The sequence below is a fragment of the Pontibacillus halophilus JSM 076056 = DSM 19796 genome (assembly GCF_000425205.1).
GTDB classification, from domain to species: domain Bacteria; phylum Bacillota; class Bacilli; order Bacillales; family BH030062; genus Pontibacillus_A; species Pontibacillus_A halophilus.
In genome coordinates, this window is sequence record NZ_AULI01000015.1 from 22,495 (window position 1) to 46,369 (window position 23,875).

Here is a 23,875-nt window from a genome sequence, read left to right on the forward strand (position 1 = left end):
CTGATAAATGGTTTTTTCACCTATACATAATCTGTTTGATAAGGTAGTTTCATACCTCACACCCATGTTGAAATAAATACAAAAACCCGTGGTAACAATTTAATGTCCACGGGTCTTTGTATTAAGCTAATTTTAGGCCTTTAATGAATGAAAGGTACTCCTCTTTCATTCTCTCTTTCTGTTCATAAATCATCACAATACCATCTAGGTAAGTATAGTATAATTGGATGTAATCAACAGATTCATAAACGGCTGCGCCACTTCGGTTAACCCTGTCTAACTTATTTAATGCCAAGTCCAACGCGTTATTTAACGACGGACTGAAGGCTAGTGGTACCATATATGGTTGAAGAAACATCGGCTCTATTTCCTCAAGCCGATAAGCTAAATCCTGGTTCATTTTTTATTATGATCTCCTTTAATAATATTTATCTTCCATCTTTGATAAACACTTTTATAAGTAAACTTATTAAATATTAAAATTTTTAGAAAAGAGATTTTATTTTAGGGTATTTGCCATGCAGGTACAAATCATCTATCCCCTTACCATGACTCTGGTCCCATAAGATAAGGTTTGCACGCATATTCTCCTTCTTTAATTCAGCGATTAGCTGCATTAAATGACCTTTAACGTGAACATTGTCGTTAGCATCCATATCAAAGCAAATATTTACGACCTTTACCCCCATTTCCTTCAAGATGGGAATCGCTAACCTCCAAGCTCCTACTCCTGGTACTGATACTATTGTATCACCAATTCCTTTAAGTTCTTCGTAATTATAGCGTTTAACTAAAAGGTCAGATGTAATATCACCCTTTAAGGGACCTTCGCCAATCCAAGCCACGTCAGTTTTGTATAGAGTTCCTTTTTCCCAATGCTTTAACTTTTCACTAGGGACGGAAATGTGTATAGGTGCTGGACTTCCAGAAGCCGTTCCTTTTGGTTTATTGGCTGAGCTTAACCAAAAATAGCGTGTCCCCTTTTTAATACGTACCCAACCCAAAACTTCACCTTGCTCGTTTTCAATGGTGTGATGTTTTTTGGATACCTCCATGTTCCCTTCAAAAACAACCTTATCCTTGAATGTAACTCTAACTAAGTTAGGCTGTTCTATAATCGTTGCCTTTAAGCCTTCCTTACGTACTTTTATATGCGCTTCATAATACACCTTGTCTATACGGTATTGGAATCCGACGATTTGGTTGTATTGATTTCTGAAAGGTATTAATATACCTTTCGCTCCGGCTAAGCTAAAGAGCTTACCGTATTTACCATCCATTTCATAGAAGCCTGGTATGCCCTCAAAGTCAGTCTTATTTAAGTCCTTTGATATGGCTTTAACAATGTTCCAAGGCTTATCAGGAAAACTTTTATACTGTCTCGTCATAATTTGTTCATCAGATAGTTGACGATCTTCTGAACGTAAGTGATTAAGATGATCTTGCGTCAATGGAGCGTAGTTAAGTAAAGAACGATAGACTGAATCTAACTCATCGTCCCCTCTTTTCTCCGCGCCTGCAGCAACCTTGGCTTTATCTATTTTCTTAGGTTTACCCTTTAAGTAATGAAGCCAACCAGGAACTGCACTGTTCTTGCCAAATGGCCTGTCACTTTCTGTCCGAATACATACAACCTTGTTGCCATCCTTGTGAACCATACATGCCCCGGTGCTATTACATATAGGACAAGCTTCACGATAATACTCATAGAACACAACTTCTTGTGTTTCCTTATCTCTTATACTAGTCGGTCTTAATGTGTGCATTGTAATCCTCCTAAAAAATTAATTGTCTTTATCCTGTCTACACCTTAGACAAATAAAAAAGCGGTCTATTAGGTGTGATTCGTCCACAGATAAGTAAAAATACATACTTATAGTGTTAAAACCACAGTCCAATAGACCGCTTCATATATTTGTAGAAAACCTGCTGGTTCATTACCGCGAGACATAAGATAAAAGTATTAATATACACCTAAATCTTAGCATAAATGGCAGATAAAATCATCTAATTTTCTCGCTGAACACTCTCAATCATTTTCATGTGAAAATGTTTTGATCTTCTCATTGGAAGAAGTCCATTTAAGATTTTATGTTTTATTTTATTGTTATCAATGATCGTGGTCCACGTTTCTTCTCCTAACACTTCTATTGCTAGGTTGTAGAACGAATCGTGGAACTGATTCAGTGCTTTCTTATGGTAGAGTAAGGGCTTGTCTCCAATATTGTTATGGAGCACCTCTTCATGGGATAGATAGTGCATTCCTTTACCGATTAAAGGGAGGTTTAATGAATCTGCCAATACTTCAGGGGTACTATTACTCCCGTATTGGTTAAATAGTAACTTACAGTTAATGTTTTTCTCCTGTATCAGTACTTTATGGATAAAATCCTTGAACTCGAGAGTGTCATATACGCAATCAGAACCAACAATCCATAGCTCGTCTATATGATTCAAAGAATGTAATGTGTACTCGTTCATATCACCAGATTCTAAATCTACAAATAATAAGTCATGTAGCTTTAAAGTGTTCATATAAAACTCTATTTGAGTACTGTCCCATTTCGATATATGGTCCTTCAAACCAAAGGGAAACCATCTAACTCTCTGGTACTCCAAATTCACACTTTCAGGAGGGATAGAGTGATCGATGAGGAAATTACTGAACGGGTTCCATCTTTCTAAACCATTCGTCTTATACCTCGACATAGTTTCCTCAAGCCTTGCTTTACGTGTAATTCCTTCGAGCACCGCAATTGGTATGTGATATCTAGCTAAGAACATTGCGAAGTTTTGAATGAACGTGGAGACACCATTACGAGCTGGAGACCAGACTCCAATACTTTTAGGTTCTGTAAGCTTGGTTTTATAGAAAGGGATTTCTAGGTAATGTTTCAGCTGTTTTGCTCTCTCTAGAAAGCGTTCACGCTCTTCATTCTGTTTGTCCTCTTTGTTCCCTCTGCCCTCTTTATCTTCAATATCATCTTTACCCACTTCTGAGTTAGGAGTCTCAGGCTGAGTCTGCAGTTGGCTGCCCTCTTTAGTTGCTTCCTTCTCCCTCTCTGGGCTTTCGTAAGGAAGCGGTTGTTCATGTGTTTCTGTTATTTCATCTTCCCCTTCAGGTGGTGCTTCATTATCGCCTGGAGGGACATAAGGTAAATCTACATTGAAATCCAATGGAAGTTCCAAATCTTCATTAACGTCGTTCTCTTGACTACTACCAGTTAGCCACTCTTTGAAATGTTGATTAGCAGAGTTGAATACTTTGATTTTCTCATGAGTTTCTGTATTTTCATCGGAGAAGTAGATAAGATGCTCTATAGAAGTAAATTCTTCGACTAGCTCTAAGAGCTTAATATCATTCACTAAACTTTCTTGATCTAAAGCTACTAAAGAGTACTCCGAGGATTGTAAAGTCAAATCTAAGTCGCTGAAATCAGTTACAGAGACGACTTTAACCTCTTCATATACCGCTCTTAAAGCATGTTGTACTTCTCGCGACATATCAGCATTTATTATATTGATAAGCGCATTACTCATTGGTTAGTCAATCCTCCACATATAAAGGATACTTATTCTTTAAGAAGACATGTATTTTCTGTCTTGTCTTATCTGATATTTTTTGTTCGTTGTTTTCGATTAGCCATATTAATCTTTGGGATATTCCTAACGCTTCTGCAAATTGAAATTGATTGAGTTTGCAGCGTCTACGTATTAGCAACAACGCTTCTTGTTCGCTATCCACTTTGATGCTATCTAGCTTCAAGACCATTTCAACTCCTTACGACGAAATATATGATTGAATACAAAAAACGCTCAACAACTGCACCTGTGTCCTACAGATGAGTGTTGAGCGGGGTACGCTTTTCTACGGATATAGATGATTTGGAACCTATTATAGCATAAACGATGGTTTATATGTGTACGATAGGAATAATATTCTTGTTAACGGCCTATAGAAAAGCTATAATAGTTTCATAGATTTCTTTGTTTTTCTTTTTGATTCGCTACTCTTACTATGAGTAAGCTGGAGTTACTAATAATAAAAATTCGCACCTATGTGGTCGATTGGATATTTAGAGATACCTGTCATTCGTATCTTTAATCAATCAGACTACATAGGTTTTTTTATTTTCTCTGGTGTAGCGGAATGAAGGACGAAGGAGTCTTTTTTTATCAATTTTTTAGGAGGATGATTTATGAGTGATTTAAGATGGGACGAAATTATGCGCAAGTTGCAAGAGCCCTTTGAACAAAAGGTTGTGAAGTGGAGGTTGAATCGAGCTGTTAAGACTAATAAGGGTTATAAGGTCATTCTTGTACCTTACCTAGATAAAAGCTCAATTCAAGCGAGACTAGACCAAGTAGTTGGACCAGCTAATTGGAAGAACGAATACCAAGAGTGGAGACAAAACGCTGTATTATGTGGGATTTCTATCCGAGATCCATTCACTAATGAGTGGATAACCAAGTACGATGGTTCGGATGAAACGGAATATCAATCGACCAAAGGAGGTTTTACCGGTGCTCTTAAACGTGCAGCAAACGTTTGGGGAATCGGACGCTACCTCAACGACATTGGTGAAGTATGGATGGACGTCAACGAAAACGGTAAGAATTATTTTAGTACTACTGTTAAAGAAGGCGATAAAAAGGTCCCTATAAAAGGAAAGTATGACACTCCTACTCTGCATGAGCGATTCATGCCCAAAAAAGGGAACCAACATCCCGATAGTCAGAGCAAGGAAGAAAGTCAAAGAGAAGAAATAACCCGAGCCCAGATTTTAAAAGGTGTTAAATCTAAGCTAGGAATTATCGGGATAACTACTCAACCAATATGTCTTCAGGTGTTTAAGCAAGCAAATCCTGACACTGAAATTGAAACTTTAAAAGAAATTGGTGAGAGCGCTACATGGAACGAGCTGAAAAACTTCTATGAAGCTCTCAAACCTGTAGCGGGCATTATTTTTTCTGCTAAGAAGCATAAAGTTAATTTCAAAGAAGTGGTTGATTTCGTTCAATTGATTAAACCAATAGACACCATTGACTCAATGAATGCGTTGTTCTTTAAATTGTCCAATGATGATGTAGTTAGAGTTAGTGATTACATTAAAGATTGTTGGAGAGCTAAAAGAGACAATGGTGAATTTGAAAACCACGCATCATAAACAAATTTAAAACATGGTTAAGTAGCACAAATGACAGTTGTTCATTTGTGCTTTCTTTATTATTAGGAGGAATTAAGATGGAATTTACAATTAATCAGAGTGTATTAGTAGAAGGTTTAAAAGCAGTAAAAGGACTTGTGGCCAAACCTGGAAGTAGCAACCCGTTATTAACCGGTATCCTCATTGAAGCGGATAACAAGGAAATTAAATTGACCGCTGGGAACGGTAATAACTTTATTACTTACGGGATTGATATTAAAGATCATGAAGATTGCTCTATCACCAAACCAGGAGCAGTCGTTTGGCATAAGACGGTTACAGATATAGTGAACAAGTATAAAGACGCTACTCTCTCGTTTAGCAAGAATGAGAAAGACTTCACTACTATTAAATCCGGTGCAGATGAATTTGAAATGGCTGGGTTCAATGCAACAGAGTACCCTACTCTGGCTGACTATGACTCTCAGAATGCATACACCCTACCTGGTGATGTATTTCAAAAGCTAATCAAACGAACTGCCTTTGCTGCTTCTGAATCAGATACGCGCCCTATCTTGAGTGGTGTTCAATTTGAATTCCAAGAAGAAGGCACGTTATGTACTTGCACTGACTCGCATCGAATGGCTCGAGTTAAAGCTTCGACAACCAACTCTAACGAGCAATCCATTGTGGTGAAAGCTGAAAACGTTAAAGAAATGGCCAAAGTATTTGATGTAACGAAAGAAATCGAGTGCTTCTTGGAACAAGATAATTTACTAATAGCCAAATCAGACAATGTGGTGTTCTATGTACGGTTACTTGAAGGGAATTATCCTGATGTTTCAAAGTTAATCCCTCAAGAGTTCCCATCTAGAATCACGTTGAATAGAAATGATCTGCTGCAAGCGGTCGATAAAGTCAATATCTTGTCTAAGACGTCCGGTTCCGCAACGGCTATTAGGTTTGAGCTTGATGAGAAGAGCGCAGATCTCTTTTCTGTAGGCGATGAGGGAACAAACAACGTGGTTTCTCTTTCGGTAGCTCAACAGGATGTAGGCAAAGGGAATGCAAACATTAGAGTGTCTGGATTAGAAGGAGATACTGTAGAGACTTTTGCTTTTAATGGACGCTTTCTACAGGACGCTCTACAAGCTATGGAGAGCACGGAAGTAATGATATGTATTCAGGGTCCGATGAAACCATTTTTAATTATTCCTAAGCACGAGACAGATGAACGAAAAATGGAAGAGATTCAATTAATCTTACCAGTCCGCTTATATTAATCTCGAAGAAAGGTGATTTACCTTTCCATTCTGAGGAGGATGTATATGTCAAAGATATTTTCCCATGACCTTTTCAAACAAGGGTTGAAAAGATATAAAAATGAGCCGCTCCGTTTCACGGACGGCTTCTTTACTTGTGTAGACATCATTAATCATTCGTTATATGTAAATGAAATTGACTTTGATTCATTTACGATGGAGGACTTAGAACTAGCTAATGCACAATTCGAAAGGCTGATACCGTCTGAAGACGAAAGCTATGCTACTGAAAACGCGGGAAACATCTTCTACGAGAGTATCCGGATGTTACATGTGCATGAAGAAATAAGTCTTAACAAACAGAAACAATATCCTGTATTGGATGATTTCATTTGATGACTTTAGGAGCGTTGGAATTGTATCTATATGACCACGAAACAACTGCTTATAAAAGAGTTGGCATAGAAAATCTAAAAATACTGAAGTACTTACACGATGAAGGTATTAGCGTGAAGGCTCCCCACTGGGATTACTTTGTAATGGGATACGATCCTTCCCCAGATATTTTCAAAGAAGCCTTAGAAGCTATGTCGAAAGGTGAAATCGAGGTAATTGATATTTTTGAGAATGGGGAAAACCAGCCTGATATACAAAACATGATCAAAGTCACTAAGAACTTACCTGAAAACGTATTAAAGCTTTCTTCACCTATCGTGTCAGAGGCAATGGAATGGTGTACGAATGACCAGCTAATGTATCTTACATCACTGATAAACAATCGGGGGTTGTATGAAACAGGATGTCTATTTAATCGGGATACGAACACCTTGGATGTAGGCTTTACTTATCCAGAAGTATCGCTCGATATCATTATCGCGTTTCAGACGTTATTAAGAGCTGTCCAAAAATATACGAATGAGCAATTTAAGAGGAAAGGAACGAATACGAATGACCATTCAAATCACAATTAACGACGATTTAAGTCGGTTTTCTGATTATGTAAGTGTAAAAGATATTTCATCGGATGGAAAGGTGGTAAAAGAAGAGTATTTGATGACTGTGGACCAGCTTGTAAGTGTCTTGCAGCGTAGTGAATATTCTCCAGCAAACGAACCTAGTATACCTGTCCAGTCCCCCATTCTCCCTGATAACGGGTTCAAGCATGTGTGGAGAGAACAAGGGCAGACACAAGACGTTTACACCTTCGTACCAGCTCAACAATATGATATTCGGGTTCATGATACGTTCATTGAGAATGTAGGATTTCCAAGTATGATCTTTTGCTATCAATTGGATGACAGTAAGATAACAAACCTTCGTGTAGTAGCGGTTAAGGAAAAAGACATGTCTGAAATCAGCGAGAACACTGAGATATACAGATTCCCTTTTTCTAACGTCCAAAGAAGTGAGGTATGTATGGGAGCGAATCCATTCCCGAAGATAGAAAGTGTAAGGGAATTAAAGACTTTGCACAACTTCTTTATAACAATCCCCTTCACTAACGAGTGGTTTGATGCGAATAGTAACAATTCAGATGTATATGACTTACGCGAGCTGTTCAATTCAGTCCAAGGACAGGCTTTCCCAACAGAATGGTTAAGTAGTGAGGGCATTACTTTCAATCAATTTTTCAGATATTAGAGTGGATCAATCAATTATAAAACGAACTTTTAGGAGGAATTTAGGATGGAACAATTTAATTTATTAGGTGATTTTGGTATGGAAGAAGCAACAGAGGTTAGTACTACAGACAAAGCCAAGAACAATAAGAAATCTTCTACAACAAAGCCTAAGGATGATTCCAAAAGTGTTGGAGATAAATTTGAGGTTAAATTGGATACAATTATCCGTTATGCAGGTGTTTCTCACCCAATTCGAGCCTATTTTGATGAGCTTGAGATTAAAGAGGGTATTGAAAAAGATGGGAAGCGGGTAACTATTGCAGCGGAAGATGTACGCGAGAGAATGGAGAAAGAATTAGTAATATTTGATGATAATACGACCGTCGGCCCTTATATTGAATTGATTAAAGGGTATACAGACGTAGTTTATAACACCGAGCGAAATATAATAATTCCTTTACCCATCAGCAAGAAAAAAGGAGCAAAAGACTTATGTATGGAGACGGCAAATGCTGTCTCTTTTTTACGAAAAAGAATTCCATTTGAACTTTTCTTGGACTTCTTACGTGTAGCATATCATTATTCTAACCATTATGGTACAGAGGTGAAGGGCGATATTTTCTATAATCATGAAAGTGATGAGTATGAGCTCCATATTCCACACCAAGCTGTTAGTTCTGTTTTGGTAACAGACGTACAACATAGTATGGATGTATTCACAGGTCATCATACCCTTTGTATGGAGATTCACTCCCACCATGTACTACCTTGCTACCCTTCTGCGACCGACGACGAAGACGAACAACGCCCCAACATCGTGTATGGCATTGTGGGCAATTTTCGTAACCGGTTTGATTCGGAAGTGTATTTGAGAGTGTATAAAGACAACAGATTCATTAAGATCCCCCTTTCACTAGTCTTTTGTAAACCCACGTCGAAACAAACTGCAAATTATTCAATGCTTATAGGAGCACTGAAACAAGGTTTAGAAGAGGATCTTGCGCAGGTTTCGATAATGAGAGACAAAACGAATGAAGGGGAGTGGTCCTAATGACTATGAAGCCCGTAAAAATAAACATCCTCAAAGATTTCTTTAATGAACGCAGACAGAAGCTATTCCTTCAAATCATCCAATGTGGAGCAGGTGGGAATGGTTCTTATGTAGTTCAGCAGCTGGCTCAAATGCTCAGTATATTTGACGTAGATTGCAGGTATATCATTGCAGATAATGATGTATATGAAGCTAAAAACAAAAGAAATCAATTAATACTAGATAAGGATATTGGCGAAAAGAAAGCCAGAGTCCTCTCAGAGCGTTACAGGGGTGCTTTTCAAGTAGATATAGGGTATTACGACCATGAGTTTGTAGAAAGCGCAGAGACCCTCGAAAAACTATTTAAAGAAACGCCTTATTACTCAAGGGACCTTGATTACGTAATCTTACCGGTTTTATTAGGTTGTGTAGATAATAATTATTCCAGACAAATCTTTCATAAATACTTTGAGGAAGCTGAAAACTTGCTTTACATTGATGTTGGAATAGAAAGTGCTGTAGTACCTCCAGGCAAGTCCGTTTCTAATATGGCAGAATGGACAGAGGAAGAAGTCCATACCTTCAAAAACACTGGATTTACTGGGCAGGTAGTAGCTGGATTGAAGTTGAATGGAGAAACAGTCGTTGAACCGCTAGCAGAGGTATTCCCGGATGTTCTTAAAGATAACGATACCATTGCGCCTTCAGAAGAAGCGTGCAGTACAGTTGTCATATCCAATCCGCAACGTGTGTTAACAAATAGACTTGCAGCTCATTGCATGTGTACGTACCTCAATGAATTCTTTGAGTCGGGTACCTTGAGCAATCATGTTACGTTCTTTCATTCCAAGAAGAATATCGTTCGTACAGAACCAATAAAAATGAACATGTAATAAATAGAAACACAAAAGGGCTATTGGTGACATACCAATAGCCCTTTTTCACTTTTAATCCTTTAATACCGTTCTCAGAAAGATACTTCTTGTTACAATTTATTTAGGTGGTGTGTATATAAGTGACCCCTCTTGTAGCGGAGCTATGCGCACTAAAACATTGTCACTATCCTTAATAGTGAAGCGGTTCTTAATTGAATTAACCAATCTATCACATAGGTTAGATAAAGCCCAATCACCAAATATATTCTCTTCAAGAGTTAGAGTTAGTAAGAATTGATCTTCTTCTGCTGTTAGGCCTTGTTGGTGGTAGCGAGGATAAGATTCAAACATGGACTGGACGGCTTCTTTTGTAAAACGTTGAACGTTTAGTGTGCCTAAATAATCCTTCCTCGGCTCGTGTGTCGCCCACTCATGCAAAGACCATACCTCGGAATTCCCCTCAGAGTATAGGCTTGAAAAGTAATAGTCAGGTAGCACAAAAAAGAAATCATCAGTACGGTGTAATAAACCGCTAATACTGCTCTCTTTCATAGGTGTTTCGCTCAAGCTTCTGGAATCTCGTTCTTTCTTAAAGCGGTGTAAGGCTCCAAGCATCATACAATCCAATCTCACAATATGTAAGATGGAACCTGCTGCTTCATACTGCTCCATAATCATACCCTCGAATGACTCTAACATTTCTCCTGAAGCTAATTCATCAAGAGGTTCACCATCGTTTAGAATGTGGTGTAACTGCTCTTTAATAATCCCCTCTGGTTGTTGTAAAAAGCCATCCATGGCTTCAATGTTATCTAAACTTAAGTATTCATCGACTAAAAAATACCCCTCTAAAAAAAGTTCTTGATAATAACTAAAGAATGCTTCGGTAATCTCTTTACGGTCGGCACCAGGTCTTACAATTTGGAAAAATTTCTCCCGATAGTACTCAAAGTTATTGTTTATTATTAACTTAAACTCATCACTATTGTTTAGCTCTTCTGTCAATTCATTTAAACACTTTTCGTATCTCGCTTGTTGTTCCATATAACCATCTCCCTTATTTTTCAATTTCCTTTTCTATCTGCTTATAGATTTCGTTGTTTGCCATTATATTGTTTAATTCTTCTTCATCTCTCACTTCGTATAAGTCATTGAGTTTATAATCGTCTGAGCTGGACACTTCAATCGCATATACATATTCCTCAAGCTCCTTATCTTTAATAAACCAGTAGTAGGTGTAAATGTGATTGCTGATTTTGTTGTATTGAAGCAGCTTCCAATCATAGATCTCGTATTCATCGCTAGTTAACTCTTGCTGTACATAAGAGAATAAACCCTCATTTTGTTTCCCTAGCTGGTCAGCATAGACCTCCGTACTGTTGTCCATTAAGAAACCCTTGTACTCACTAGGAGTTATTTCATTTTGGAAGAAGTGGGCAGTTACATCAGACACGTAGCCAGCATAAACTTTGGTGTCTTTGTATTTATCTTCATGCTCTTCGGCTATTGACTCGAGTAGTGCAGCATTAGCGTATTCATCTTCATTAACGACTTTCTCTACTGTCTCATTAACTTTGAGGGTATCCTTGGACTTGTCAGCAAACGTTGTACCTGTACAAGCACTTAAAACCACAACTAGAGGGATTACTGCGAAGAGTCTCAACAATTCAACACCCCTCCTTTTCTGTTATTCATAATTTCGGCTTGTTCTTTTCTAGAGAGATAATGTATGAATTTAGCAGTATCCGTTATAGTCCCTTTATTGACCAATTTCAGATATAACTGCTTAAGATCCCTGACCTTTACTGAACCTTGACTAGCTGTTATTGGACCATCTAGATAGAATTCAACACAATAAATCATTGTAGGTATGTATTCAGGACTTACAGTAGTTGCGACTGATAAGCCATCCATCACCCTGGTACCAAATATGTTTAGCCACAAATACACCGCTTGAATGGTTACACAACTGGGTTGTAACCTGGTAGTTAAAAGTTTTCGTCCATGCAAGTAGTAGTTACTTAGAAATGAATCAACATAATTGTTTTTTAAGAAATATAAATGTTCGCGGCCCAAGCGGACCCATCTGTTCAATCCATGGTGCTCTATATAATGTTTTAAGTATCCTCTACTCTCAAGCTTTACAGGTGTAACGTAAGAGTACACTTCCCGCTTATTGTTGAAAGGGTACTCCCCTCCCCCCATGATTGAGGACAACAATAAATCTTTATAATATCGGTTGTTTAATGGACTGAAGCTCTTACCCTCTCGTTTCTCACTCTCACCCAATCAGAAATCATCCTTCCTACAAAAAAAACCGCGAAAGCTTCCAGACTTGTAGATACACTACAGGTCCAGAGACTTTCGCGGATAATTTCCGTTCGATATTTGTTTATTAGTTATTAGCTATTTAATTGTATACCCTTTTGGTTTACGTTTCAATAGCGGTTATGCTCTCTCTAATCCGTTTCAAACTGCCAGTAACACTCTCAGAACTAACTCCCATGATGCTCGCAATCTCTTTAATGGAAACATGTTCTTTGTAGTATAGGTAGTGACAATAAGCCAGTCTAATGTCATTTAGAGAGAAGTATTCTAAATCGTGGTCTTCGGAAATAGCCTTTAGATTTATATAAACGGTGACTTTATCAATTGGTGTTAGCTCATCAGACTTGGAGCTTCTAGAAGTGAAGACGTATTCGCTAGATTCAAAGAGTTTATTGTTATAAAACTCCATAAATACTTCATACTCTTTACCTATTAGATGAATTGTTCTCTGTTTGTGTTGGCCAGTAACAATAGTTGCGGAATGATTATATATTTTCACATCATCCTTAGTGAAATGTAAATCATTTATACGTATGCCTTTAATAGCAAAAATGAATACGCATTTCCTGAGAAGGCTGTAATGGGGGTTGTCGAGTATTGAATCGAAGACTTCTAGTAATCTTTCGTAGTTAAACTCCCGCTTCACAGGTTCGAGAGGTTTATATTTTAACTTAGCTGCTGGATCGACACCAATAATTCCTTCTCTTTCTAGATAGTCAAAGTAACTCTTTAAGATAGCCAATATCTTGTTGATTGTTTTACTTTTCAATCCTTTTTCAGATTTCAAGGCTATATAGTCTTTAATGTCTTTTACTGATATCTCATATAATTCTTTTACTTTTTCATAACGATATTTAGAATCAATGTAGTTTAAGAAGTATTGGATCTGTCTAACGTGCTCATCGATAGTGATTTCACTTCTCTTTTTTTCCTCTCTCAGATATATAGAATATCCGTTGGGCATGAATATCACCTCTTTCACTTAATATTATACATGCCAAATAGTTTAAATATCCAACATATACAGGGCAATAATTTAATTACCTTTAATTCCATAGATAAATCTCAAACCTAAATCAAAACCATAGAGAAATAAATAAAGGTGGCATAGACAATCCTCAACCCCTCGACAACAAAGGTGGCATGAAGATTGGCAAACTTAATAGCTGTGTGTATTTTCCCTTGCTAACTACGTTTGTCAATTATAAGCTACTTTTTTAGCTGTTTAACTATTTTTTTCTCACTATAAATTAACAGTGCAGACGCACTTTTAACCCCCTTTCCATTTGAAAGAACAAAGTTCAAAAGAAAAGAGGGCTAATTTAAATGCTACAGATTCAGTTAGTAAGTGTAATAAAGGGCTTATCTTAAAAAAGAGTATACTTAATAAGCCATCAAGCATTCCTTTTCAAAATGCGATAGCTAAAAGGCTATGACTTAAATAAACCTAGACCTATTCATCCAGCCAATTATAGTAGATAGACTTCACATTAGATTTCTGCTGCGGCTCAATGTGTGTTCTCCAAAATTCTTTATGTAGTCTAGCCTGTTCTTGTAAGCGGACCAAATCGTTATCTATTAAACTTTCTTCACGACATGCCTTATAAACAGGTGAGATTAATTCGTACAATAATTGAAATGAGGGGTCTAGTCCTTTTAATTCAAAGAGACTGCTCATGTGTCCATGTAGCTCCAAAGCAAAGAGTTTCAATGCAGGGGTATAATCTCCTTTAAAGGAATATTGGGTATAGTAACGTGCAAAGGCAGCGTTATATCCGTAACCATTATCTTTCATGCTTTCAAAAAGTGCAGACTTGTCCTGTTGTTTTAAGGAATAGGAAACCTTTTTAACAAATCCTACTAGCATGTCTTTGATAAGAGGCATGATGTAGTAGCGGTGGATATGGTTTTTGAGGTGCTTACCACCATTTTCACTGCTTAATATATTTGGTAGTCGATACCCCTCTTCCTTAAAGAAGCTTTTCAACGCTTTTCGATAAACATCAATCCCCTTCTGCTCAAATAGGTTATACATGGTTTTCTTAACCTGTAGAAGCTCTTTGAACTTAGATGTTGAGAAAAGATTAATGTCGTAGTTGTAAAAATTAGCAATCTGTTGCAAATCACGTATGTACCCAATGTTTTGGTACTGGTTCTTGGCATTGTACTCCTTGGGGATACGGAGGTGTATTTTATGTAGCTTATTCTCGCTAACGACACGCTTCTTTCGCTTATGCTTACCTTTTTCGCAGTATGTATAAAATTTCTCAACTAAATCTTCACTATTTTTAGTAAGTACTTCTCCCTGATCCCCAAGTTTGACTTGAATTTGCCCCTTTTGGACCATTTGAAGGAACCACTTTGAAAAATCGGTGAAATTATAAAAACAATCTATACCCTTCTGATTACTTTTCAGTTTGTTCTGGTATAGGTGTTCAACGTTGATAGTAAACCAATCCCCTATCGAACCAACAGAGGTCAGGTATTTATACATTAATTTCATCTGCTTGGAAGTAGCATTTAAGAAATCGCCCTTATATAAAATGTCGTAATGAGCTAAATATGTACGTTTCTTATCCTGTTCATTGTATGAAGTGTAAAAGTTGGCATACAAACGGTTATCATCAGACCAATATAAGCGGCCATCCTTGAGTAAACCGTTAATACCATTAACAATAGACTTCTTATCCATAACTTGATATTCCCTTAGATGAGTAGGGTCTACGGTTACCTCTCCGGTATAATCACAATGTCTTTCGATTAATGGCATGAGAACCAGTGAAGACCAGTTTAGTTTCTTTATTTCGTCATATTGCATTGATTTGATACTTAACATAGAAAATCACCTCTGATTAGGCACATATTAACAGTGCAAAAATGTGTTTGTGATTCCCTATTCGCCTTGAATTAATTAGTATCTATGAAGTATAATAAGAGACGTAAACTCAATAAAAAAGGCAATAGGAAATCTCCCTACAAAAACTGCAATTTTTGTAAGGTGTTTAAGGATTTCTTAACTTACTAGATGGAATGAGATGATCGCTGCAACGGTCATCTTTTTTTCTGTTCAATTTTAGTGTTAAATAAAAAGCTCCATGTCCGATTAACCAAGTGGTTTAGCATACTAAAATGTACACTTCTCCCTAAAACGACAAGGATATCCCTTGTAAGGTGGTGTTGTCAGACACTTCACATGCTAGTATTCTAACATAGGAGATTCGAAATAGGAATAGTCTCCCTGGGAACATTGACATTATTTGTAGAATCATATATTATAAACCTAATAAAATAATATAAGCCAAAACAGCTCTATGTTCATTACCTAGATGGATCTCTGTAATGACAAGGTTGCTTGTATTGGTGTTGTCAGGATAAAGGTCACTACAACGTTGTAGTGACCTTTATTTGTGTCTAAAAATAAATAAGCGCGCAATACAATTTCTTTTGAAAGAGTTTTGCGCGCTTATTATGTACACCTTAGCCAACAAGGAATATAACAATCCCTAACCCTATCATCGTTAGCGACATTCCTATAACTGCTAGATCTAATTTCTTTTTAGTAGACATATTTAACATAATTATCTCTCCTTAAGGTAACTATGTCTTTTAGAAAATCATCATCAATCATCATCTCGTAATTATTGTAATACTATTAAAACCAAAAGTAAAGAATTGATTATTTATTCTTCAATGCCGAACTCTCTCTTATATTCTTCCTCATAATGTTCTTCCATGTAGGATTCTATAAAATGGTCCCTCTTGCTAATATCTTCTTTTTTAAATAAGACTCCAGTAAAACGTTCACCTTCTGGCTTTTTAAGCCATTCTCCCAGAGCTTTCTTCCGTAGCTTTTGTTCAATTTTCTTTAATGCCAAGGTTTCATTAAGGCGGTTTTGCCTTTCCTCAATTTTATTTGTGGCCTTCTGTTCTTCGCCTGGTAGTAATGTTGTAAGTCTATCAAGCTTCTCGTCTATCAAAGAAGACATGTCTCTATATAAGTTGCCATTCTCTTTTTGCACTGCTGCTATAGTGTTTGCGATGACTTCTTTTTGTAGTTCATTAACATCCACTAACTCGTTGCTTTCTTTATCGTTATCATCGTGTGGAAATGGACGCACATCAAATTTTAGCGGGATCTGTTCAAATAGTGGTTGTAAAGGTAACTTTCTATCCCTCCCCTGTTTAATGTAAACAGCTATCTCCAAATCCCTTTCATCATATAAACGTTTCCCTTGTGACCTTAGTACATAATGAATGCCTTGTTTTTCAAGAGTAACGAACCATCTGTCTACAGAAACGTAATGTATTTCATCACCACACACTTCAGAGACTTTACTGGCAAAGTCTGTTATACGCCAATAAGAACCTTCTGTCTCGTCAAAACCTTCATAAGTCAATGTGCAAGTCCTCCTTCTCCTGAATCTATCTACTTTATTTATAAATGATAGAACAACATTAAGCAATCAATATAAGAATGTGAAATAATTGTTAATTAACGGATTCTTACTGGTCGCGCTGCTAGATTATTGTTAAACACATAAGTCGAAAGTTGACGTTTTCGGATAACTTAGTAATAGGATAACGAATAACAATAAACAAACAAAGTTAATTAACTATTTGTGATATCTTCTTATTAGTATAATGATAGGTTATCTTTGCATTTTTAATAATAGATTATCTGCTATTAATAGAATAACAATTGCGAAGCAATCATATAATATATAACTCATATATAACCCGCATATAACCCATATACAGGTAGTTTGTTGCTAATATATTTATGTTGTGGTAATATAAGGGCAGTTAGTTGGACAGAGGAGGAATTTAGTGTGAAAAAAGAAATTACTTATAAAGTTAGAGCTAGTGAGGATATGGGTAACTCAGAACAGGTGTTGCGTTTAGCTATAGGAGATCATGTAGAGGAAGTGCGACAACCTAATGTGTTTGGCATTGAATTTTCTTTCGATACGGTAGGGGATAAACCAGATGATGTGTTGATTAACAATTTGATGGATGACTTGTTTATTAGTTTAAATTCACCTGCAGTTCGCATGTCTAAGAATTACTACATAGGAAAAGCAGCGTTAGAACATAGCGAAGTGGTTAATAGTATGAGGGCTGGAAAAGTGCTTAAATCTAAATCCGACATTCCTGTTGTAAACACGCTGGGGGTTTTGGCTGCAAAAGGAGTCCAAAGAGCCTTTGATCAAAATAAAGAAATACCGACGACAGTTAATCTTGAAGTAGATTTCGTAACTGCATTGCCCGTTACAGAGTATAAGAAAGATGGGGCAAAAGAGAAATTAAGAGATAAGTTCATGAATGGTCCACACGAAGTAATAGTTTATGTAGGTGTTCATAAAGTTACTGTTAACATCAACTTTGAATATGTGTTTGTAAGTCCGGAAGGTACTGCTGCTATCTTCTCGGTCGCGGGCAACAAAGATAGAACGAAAGATATCGTAGCTCAATTTACGAAAGAGTACGATATAGATACGAATAAAGCTCTTTCTTTAGTTAAAAAGGGTAAGATATTGCATGTTGATATTGGAGAAGGGACAACTGAACTACCAATTACAGAAGGTCATGAATTTGATGACAAGAAAGCTATGGGTATTAACGTTGGTATTGCTATGGCCATTAATCAGGCATTAGGTGAATTCAAGGAACAATCAGGTTTCCCAAATATATCTCGTCAAAAGTATAGTGAGTATTTGAAACATCCTAAAAAGTATCCTGAGTATCATAAAGAAGCTCTAAGTTATATTAGACAGTCCGTTGCAGCTCCAATTCAGTCTGTTTTTGACGCAGTAACAGAGCAATTGGATAGAGTTTATAATGAAGTGGATGTTGTAATGGTGTACGGAGGTGGTTCCGTATTGATGAAGGAGTACCTATACGACATGTTAAAAGAGGAATTGGAAGATCGTAAAAATGGAAGTATTAAACTTCTATGGGTTCCTACAGAATATGCAACTACAATGAATATTGATGGCTTGGACATGTTGTTTAAAAACGGTATCTACGACCAATTGAAGAAGAGACAAATGCAAGGTTCTAAATAATAACAATTTCTAAGAGGGGCCTCTGACCCCTCTTAATTCAATATAAATTGAAAAGTGAAGGGGTGACTCCTATATGGCAAAGAGAAAACCTGAAAAAAAAGCTGGAGATACTCACTTGTTTTATCTTAGTGATAACCCAGTTGTAATCGACTTCATAAATGCACAATCTAATGTTAACGAAGGTATTAGATTAGCAATAGAGATGTTTGTTGAGCAATTTGGAGAAATTGATGTTCAAAGCTCTGTACCTTCAGGAAGAAATCCCGAAAGACCAAGTGATGTAATACCTTTTTTAGAAATGGCTAATAAAGTGAAGTCTGCTAAAGCTACCAAGCCTTACAATGCTCCAAGTGCTAATGTACACCGTGAAGAAGTGATTGATTCAAATGCTAACAAAGTGATAAGCAAGCCGGCTGAAAACAGTGAGGTAACAAACCGGTTAAATTATCAAAAAACCACCTCTAATAATGGTGCTCAACAACACAGTGGTGAAGACGGTGTTGATAAAGTTGAAAGCGGGGAGCAGAGCGGGGGCATGGAAGAACTTCCACAAGAACTACCGAGTGAATCTATTGAAAAGAATGGACCTAACGCTTTGGAAGAAGAGTTAGCAGAGCATCATGAAAATACGGATATAAACAATAATGAGCACCAATTTATTAATGATAAATCAGATGAAGATGGCGAAGAAGATGGTGAAGGTTTACCTAGCTGGATGTTTAGTAGTTAAGACCGGTAGGGGAACTTAATTAATGTTTTTTGAAGTAGAAAAGCCCAGAGCATATTATTTGCTTTGGGCTTTTTGTGTTAAGTTGATATTTGTTATGATACTGCAATGCAAGTCGGATTAAATTAACTATTCAATGAGCGATATTTACTCATGTGTTTTATGGCTCTTTGCTGAACTTGGGTATTTAACTCGGCTTTTATGTCGTATAGCTTTTCGTTTAGTAATTTTAAGTAGGTGGTTTCTTGATTGAAATAAAAAGGAGGTAAGGACATCTTATATTCCTCATCATTATTAATTGTGGATTTGAGTCCAGAGATTATCCAATCTTCCATAGTTACAGGTTCGAATGTTAGAGTAATATGTATACTGATTGACTCTGTTGTTTTAGCAGCATGAGGTGCGCCTTGAGGTAAGTATAGAATATCACCTGTAGATATATCTTTGTGCATCAATGGTTCTGGTAAATTTTCTATATTAACTTCCTGACCCTTATTACCGCGTTTGTAAATATCGTAAACATCCCATAATTTAGTCCCTTCACATTGAATCACTACTTGTTCTGTACGATCTATATGGGGAACAAACCCTCCTTGATTTGGTGGTGTAATCACACCAAACGCAGCACATTTTGTCCCTATCTTATTTCCTATCTTACTGCACAATTCTCCTAACGGAGGCCAGTATTCCTCTAAAGCTGTAAGTAATAAAGATCCTCCATCCTTTAAAGCTTCTGAAGCTTTATTGCCATCTAAAACATTACCAATGGTTTTTTGACCAACGTAAATTGGTCTGGAATAGTGGAGGTGAGGTTGAGGGATTCCGTTTTTTATTACCCTAAAGCATTCTTCGGGAATGCGCGCCTCTACTAATAGCCACTTCAACGCCTCCGTGGAAAAAACGTCTTCAGTCCAATCTAAATCTTCTTCTTTTTTTCGTCGCAAAAAGGGTTTGTTTGACCAATACCCTTCTTTATTAATTTGTTCTAAAGTATTCAAGATATAATCTAAGCTTCCCATTGTATTACCTCTCTTTACAAATCATTAAAATTCAAAAGCGAGCAAAGTAAAAGGCATACGATCCGCGCCGCCACCTATTACATTACTTGAAAGATTAAACTTAAGTTTCCAACCTAAGTTAGATGTAATATCTAATAAATCTTTCTCAGTCCAAATCCGATCAATTGAATAACAAAACTCATGTTGAATACTACTGTTTTCTCCATTTGTAGTTATTAATACTGGTTGAATTAGTGATTCTCTCTTATCATCATAAAGTAAACTCAGCCAAGCCATTATATTCTCATTATCTAGCTTTCTGTTAAATGGGTGACAAAGTGTCTTTCCAACAAAATTCTCTTTAAATATAGGTATGGCTTCATCTGCGAAAACAGGTAATAACAAATAACTACAACCTCTTTTTCCTAATACAAGTTGAGTATTTTTTAAAAATGTTTCTAGTTCTTCTCTTGTGTGAAAACAATTAACCGAGGCTGATGAAGTTACTGCAGCTGAAACTGGTAAATCGGGTGACTTCTTTAGGAATTCTTCTTCGTTTAGCAGGTCGGCCGATACCCATTCTATATGGGGGTACTGCATTTGAGCCCTCTGTATTTGTTCTTTGGAATAATCTATCCCGTATGTATTGTATCCATTCTCATGAAGGTGTTTAGTCAACCTGCCGTCTCCACAACATAAATCAACCACGTTCCCTTGTGGGGAAGTCTGTAAATCAATTTTACCCAATCCGTGAATGACCAGATTTGAATCCCAGTTAACTCCATAATTTAAGTCGGCAATATAATCGCAAAATGCACCACTATAAAGATTTTCTCTAATTATCAACTCTTTCCCTATTTCTTGTGTTAGTCTCTTAAAGGGAAAAAACTGATTGTATTTACTCATGTCGTCTATAATTTGATTTAAATTATTCAATTGAAACACCTCGTTTATCAATGCTTGCTGTAGTAATAAATAATAAAAAAAGAAGGGTAATGTGAAATACCCTTCCTTATTGGAACATTAATCTTCTAAAATATCAGTATCTTGCTTAATTGAGATCACTGGATAAGAAGATTGAGCTCTGACAACTTCATTGGATTCATCTGTCACATGAACGTTGTTCTCTTTGGTAAATTTAACTAATTCCTCGATTTGATTCAATGTATTCACCCCCTTTAAAGAATTAAATGTTCTATGCTTCAGCTCCTAAAAGACTTTTGTTATTTTTAAGTCTTATTAGTGGAAGGGCTGTAATAGATGTACTAGCTATAATTAATCCCGCCCAAAAACCTATAGTCTGTGCAGATACGAAGTTTAATAAAAACCCTGTCAGCATCATTGAAATAGCGATTGTTACGTTCGAAACTGTTTCACTCAAAGCAAATGCCCTTCCATGTACGTATTCGGGAACTACTAGCATAGTAAGAGAGGTAAATGAAGCGTTACCAATACCTGCACCTACGGTAGCTATAAGAATGAAAATTGCTGCCATCCATATGTTTGGAGATTGGCTCACTAAGATGTGTGCTCCGCCTTCAATAACAGTAGACAAAATTACTGCTAAAACAATCCACCGTTTAAATAGGTGGGCTACCATACCGCTAATCAAAAAGCCGATACCTAAACATGCATATAATATCCCAACACCACGGTCTCCCTCTTGAAAAACTTGATACCCGTAAACACTGATAAGTACGTTAATGGCTCCTCCGCCTATAGGCCAAATAAAAGCTTGGATGGCTATAACTTTTATGAGCAATGAATCCTTAAACTCACTCCAGAATGTACCATTATTGGGTGGGTGGTGAGTTATATCGTTTGGCCTATGCAAGGAAACGTTAAATTTAATTCTTAATATTAAAATTCCGGAAATAACGAACGTAAAAGCGTTAAATATAAATGCTACTTGTGTACCCACTAATGCACTCACTAGGCCACCCAAAGACGCCCCTAATGTCATATTGATTCCACCCAAGGCTTGATCAATAGAATTTGCAACTGGAATATTTTCTTTATGTACAATTTTGGGAATCAAAGATTGTCTTGCTGGTAGGGATAGTGCAGAAAAAACCACTAGGAAAATTGATATTAGATAGGCAATCCATATGTCTTCTTTTGTGTTTATCAATAGTAAAGAGAGAGCCAAAATTGCTCGAGAAAAATCAGAAACAATAAGTATGATCTTTTTATTTATCCGATCAGACAAATAACCAGATATTGGTCCCATTATTAAAAATGGTAATGTGCGTGCTGCTAGGGTTATTCCAACGGCTAAGCCTGATTCAGTCAATTGTAGAAGTAAACTTAGTATAGCTACGCTACTAAACCAATCTCCGATGCCACTTATGAAATTTGCTGAAACTAATTTACGGTATGGTTTTTCTTTAATTAATACGCTCCATAATTCCCTCATGAAATTCCTCGCTTATTAAATAGAGTGAAATGTTAAATAATGTATTGTAAGGACCTGGGTGAAAATTTACTAGAAATTCCACTGGCAGTCAACCAGTTTTTTAAATTTTCTGTATATAAAAACAAATTGAAACCAACTTGTTCAATAATTGACTGGAGAGAGGAGGAATCTCAAGCGCGATAGATATTTGATATGAAAAGTAGTTATAGGGGATTTAACAGTTTCCACTGTTGAAAATAGCGATTATTTTAACTCGAATAAATAGAATGGGGGATAATTTATAGTGCAGCCTAGAAGTGCTTAGAAGATAAAAATGTATGAGCACTTTAAAAAAGTTTTACAGGGAGATAGGCTCTTGTTAGAGGATACGCCACTGTCATCATTTGCTTGTTTTCTTTTTCGTTGGAATATTATATTTCGCCCCGCTTTTCATCATCTTTGTAAGTAGCTTCTTCTTGTCTTTTGCTGATAATTTAATAGCCATTTAATTCAACTCCATGAGGTTTTTACTACTAAAATGACCAAGATACGTAGAAAATATACATAGCCATCCTCCCTGCTAAATAGAATAAGTCTAGGACACTAAGACAGTGTCCTAGACTTATTTTTTATTTGAAGGGGTGATGGACAGATGGGAGAGACCTATAAAAAGGTTAGGCAAGTTAGATCGGATAAGAAAAGGGATGTAAAGCCTTTTGTTAGTCAAAAATATTATGAGTTTATTAGCACAATGTCCTATGTCACTCTCAGACCTATAAAAGATATCGCGGAAGAATTAAGTTTGCGGGGATTACGTTCTAAAGTGGTCATAGAACACGTTTCCAAGTCGTTTAAGCGAGATTACTACATGGGGGACACCATTATATATATAGGTGATGAAACTCTAGAAACTTCACGAACTAGGAGGATTGTGGGGAAGAAATCTAGAGTCAGTATGCGCTTTAGCCAAAGAGACTATGAGGACTTATCAAGCTTTGCATATGCCTTGGATATGACAATTGGTTCCGCTGCTTCGCTTCTTTTAGAAGAGACAATTTCAGAGTCTCAAATTGTGCATTCAATTCTAAAAGACTACATTTCGGGGAGTCTAGAACCACAAAGACTAAAGCACCTCTCTCAACTATATAAGGAATTAAGGAAAAGTAATGATTCAGATGAAGTTTTGACCTTTTCGCATTTTGTGTTGGGGTTGTTCGATGAGCTACGAGCAACTCAACATAACTTTATAAATAAAATCAATAGGTGGATTGATGAACACATAGATTGATAGTGCGTAACCCAGTGTCTATAAGAGCGGATGTAACAGCTGAAAGCGCTGGTTATTATAACAATCTGTCCAAAAGGTTATATACCAATTATATATAAGTTATATATAACATCTTTATAGCTTATATAGATGTTG

Annotated in this window: 22 protein-coding genes; 10 read left to right on the forward strand and 12 right to left on the reverse strand. The window is 36.7% G+C overall.

All coding sequences use genetic code 11. From position 1 onward, the window contains the following. Nucleotides 1–121: 121 nt before the first annotated feature. The 3 genes from H513_RS0114085 to H513_RS0114095 all read right to left on the reverse strand — a co-directional run bounded on the left by H513_RS0114085 (nucleotide 122) and on the right by H513_RS0114095 (nucleotide 3,540). The gene (locus H513_RS0114085; protein ID WP_026801307.1) at nucleotides 122–400 is read right to left on the reverse strand and encodes a hypothetical protein; all 279 of its coding nucleotides are present in this window, start codon (nucleotides 398–400) and stop codon (nucleotides 122–124) included. Between the two features lie 85 nt (nucleotides 401–485). Then, complete coding sequence (locus H513_RS20315) at nucleotides 486–1,766, reverse strand: DUF3854 domain-containing protein (RefSeq protein WP_051240009.1); 1,281 nt, start codon at nucleotides 1,764–1,766, stop codon at nucleotides 486–488. Between the two features lie 241 nt (nucleotides 1,767–2,007). After that, nucleotides 2,008–3,540 carry a hypothetical protein gene (locus H513_RS0114095; RefSeq protein ID WP_026801308.1) on the reverse strand — a complete coding sequence of 511 codons (1,533 nt, stop codon included), beginning with the start codon at nucleotides 3,538–3,540 and terminating at the stop codon, nucleotides 2,008–2,010. 659 nt (nucleotides 3,541–4,199) lie between these two features. Between H513_RS0114095 and H513_RS20970 the strand changes: the two genes are divergently transcribed. From H513_RS20970 to H513_RS0114135, 7 genes are all read left to right on the forward strand, one after another. After that, a complete protein-coding gene (locus tag H513_RS20970; RefSeq protein ID WP_051240011.1) occupies nucleotides 4,200–5,168 on the forward strand; it encodes a Rad52/Rad22 family DNA repair protein in 969 nt (322 codons plus the stop codon). Between the two features lie 77 nt (nucleotides 5,169–5,245). Next, on the forward strand, nucleotides 5,246–6,430 hold the full coding sequence (gene dnaN / locus H513_RS0114110; protein ID WP_026801310.1) for a DNA polymerase III subunit beta: 1,185 nt from the start codon (nucleotides 5,246–5,248) through the stop codon (nucleotides 6,428–6,430). Nucleotides 6,431–6,475: 45 nt separating this feature from the next. Next, nucleotides 6,476–6,805: a hypothetical protein gene (locus H513_RS0114115; protein ID WP_026801311.1), complete on the forward strand. Its 330-nt coding sequence runs from the start codon at nucleotides 6,476–6,478 to the stop codon at nucleotides 6,803–6,805. After that, nucleotides 6,802–7,380 carry a hypothetical protein gene (locus tag H513_RS0114120; protein ID WP_154655259.1) on the forward strand — a complete coding sequence of 193 codons (579 nt, stop codon included), beginning with the start codon at nucleotides 6,802–6,804 and terminating at the stop codon, nucleotides 7,378–7,380. The genes H513_RS0114115 and H513_RS0114120 overlap by 4 nt, the downstream gene beginning before the upstream one ends. Next, complete coding sequence (locus H513_RS20975) at nucleotides 7,358–8,050, forward strand: hypothetical protein (protein ID WP_026801313.1); 693 nt, start codon at nucleotides 7,358–7,360, stop codon at nucleotides 8,048–8,050. The genes H513_RS0114120 and H513_RS20975 overlap by 23 nt, the downstream gene beginning before the upstream one ends. 45 nt (nucleotides 8,051–8,095) lie before the next feature. Then, the gene (locus tag H513_RS0114130) at nucleotides 8,096–9,082 is read left to right on the forward strand and encodes an MPN domain-containing protein (protein ID WP_026801314.1); all 987 of its coding nucleotides are present in this window, start codon (nucleotides 8,096–8,098) and stop codon (nucleotides 9,080–9,082) included. Beyond that, nucleotides 9,082–9,957 carry a ubiquitin-activating E1 family protein gene (locus tag H513_RS0114135; protein ID WP_233422724.1) on the forward strand — a complete coding sequence of 292 codons (876 nt, stop codon included), beginning with the start codon at nucleotides 9,082–9,084 and terminating at the stop codon, nucleotides 9,955–9,957. The genes H513_RS0114130 and H513_RS0114135 overlap by 1 nt, the downstream gene beginning before the upstream one ends. Nucleotides 9,958–10,056: 99 nt before the next feature. Here H513_RS0114135 and H513_RS0114140 read toward each other — a convergent pair whose 3' ends face one another. The 5 genes from H513_RS0114140 to H513_RS0114170 all read right to left on the reverse strand — a co-directional run bounded on the left by H513_RS0114140 (nucleotide 10,057) and on the right by H513_RS0114170 (nucleotide 16,664). Next, nucleotides 10,057–10,983, reverse strand: a complete 927-nt coding sequence (locus tag H513_RS0114140; RefSeq protein WP_026801316.1) for a hypothetical protein — start codon at nucleotides 10,981–10,983, stop codon at nucleotides 10,057–10,059. Between the two features lie 13 nt (nucleotides 10,984–10,996). Beyond that, on the reverse strand, nucleotides 10,997–11,605 hold the full coding sequence (locus H513_RS0114145; RefSeq protein ID WP_026801317.1) for a hypothetical protein: 609 nt from the start codon (nucleotides 11,603–11,605) through the stop codon (nucleotides 10,997–10,999). 765 nt (nucleotides 11,606–12,370) lie between these two features. Further along, nucleotides 12,371–13,231 (reverse strand): tyrosine-type recombinase/integrase, encoded by an 861-nt coding sequence (locus H513_RS0114155; protein ID WP_026801319.1) that lies wholly within the window; start codon nucleotides 13,229–13,231, stop codon nucleotides 12,371–12,373. A gap of 489 nt (nucleotides 13,232–13,720) precedes the next feature. Further along, the gene (locus tag H513_RS0114160) at nucleotides 13,721–15,103 is read right to left on the reverse strand and encodes a hypothetical protein (RefSeq protein ID WP_026801320.1); all 1,383 of its coding nucleotides are present in this window, start codon (nucleotides 15,101–15,103) and stop codon (nucleotides 13,721–13,723) included. A gap of 844 nt (nucleotides 15,104–15,947) precedes the next feature. Further along, nucleotides 15,948–16,664: a hypothetical protein gene (locus tag H513_RS0114170; protein WP_026801321.1), complete on the reverse strand. Its 717-nt coding sequence runs from the start codon at nucleotides 16,662–16,664 to the stop codon at nucleotides 15,948–15,950. Nucleotides 16,665–17,096: 432 nt separating this feature from the next. Between H513_RS0114170 and H513_RS0114175 the strand changes: the two genes are divergently transcribed. Next, nucleotides 17,097–18,332 (forward strand): ParM/StbA family protein, encoded by a 1,236-nt coding sequence (locus H513_RS0114175; protein WP_026801322.1) that lies wholly within the window; start codon nucleotides 17,097–17,099, stop codon nucleotides 18,330–18,332. 73 nt (nucleotides 18,333–18,405) lie between these two features. Continuing rightward, nucleotides 18,406–19,062, forward strand: coding sequence for a hypothetical protein (locus tag H513_RS0114180; RefSeq protein ID WP_026801323.1), 657 nt, complete (start codon nucleotides 18,406–18,408; stop codon nucleotides 19,060–19,062). Nucleotides 19,063–19,184: 122 nt separating this feature from the next. Here the strand turns inward: H513_RS0114180 and H513_RS0114185 are convergent, their stop codons facing one another. The 4 genes from H513_RS0114185 to H513_RS20330 form a co-directional block, all read right to left on the reverse strand. Continuing rightward, complete coding sequence (locus H513_RS0114185) at nucleotides 19,185–20,078, reverse strand: JmjC domain-containing protein (RefSeq protein ID WP_026801324.1); 894 nt, start codon at nucleotides 20,076–20,078, stop codon at nucleotides 19,185–19,187. A 24-nt stretch (nucleotides 20,079–20,102) separates the two neighbouring features. After that, entirely contained in the window at nucleotides 20,103–20,963 is an 861-nt protein-coding gene (locus tag H513_RS0114190; protein ID WP_211226517.1) for a class I SAM-dependent methyltransferase, read from the reverse strand. 117 nt (nucleotides 20,964–21,080) lie between these two features. Then, nucleotides 21,081–21,221: a hypothetical protein gene (locus H513_RS21690; RefSeq protein ID WP_154655260.1), complete on the reverse strand. Its 141-nt coding sequence runs from the start codon at nucleotides 21,219–21,221 to the stop codon at nucleotides 21,081–21,083. A 31-nt stretch (nucleotides 21,222–21,252) separates the two neighbouring features. Then, a complete protein-coding gene (locus H513_RS20330) occupies nucleotides 21,253–22,473 on the reverse strand; it encodes an MFS transporter (protein ID WP_051240013.1) in 1,221 nt (406 codons plus the stop codon). A 631-nt stretch (nucleotides 22,474–23,104) separates the two neighbouring features. Here H513_RS20330 and H513_RS0114210 point away from each other — a divergent pair. Beyond that, nucleotides 23,105–23,740, forward strand: a complete 636-nt coding sequence (locus tag H513_RS0114210; RefSeq protein WP_026801326.1) for a hypothetical protein — start codon at nucleotides 23,105–23,107, stop codon at nucleotides 23,738–23,740. Nucleotides 23,741–23,875 lie beyond the last annotated feature (135 nt).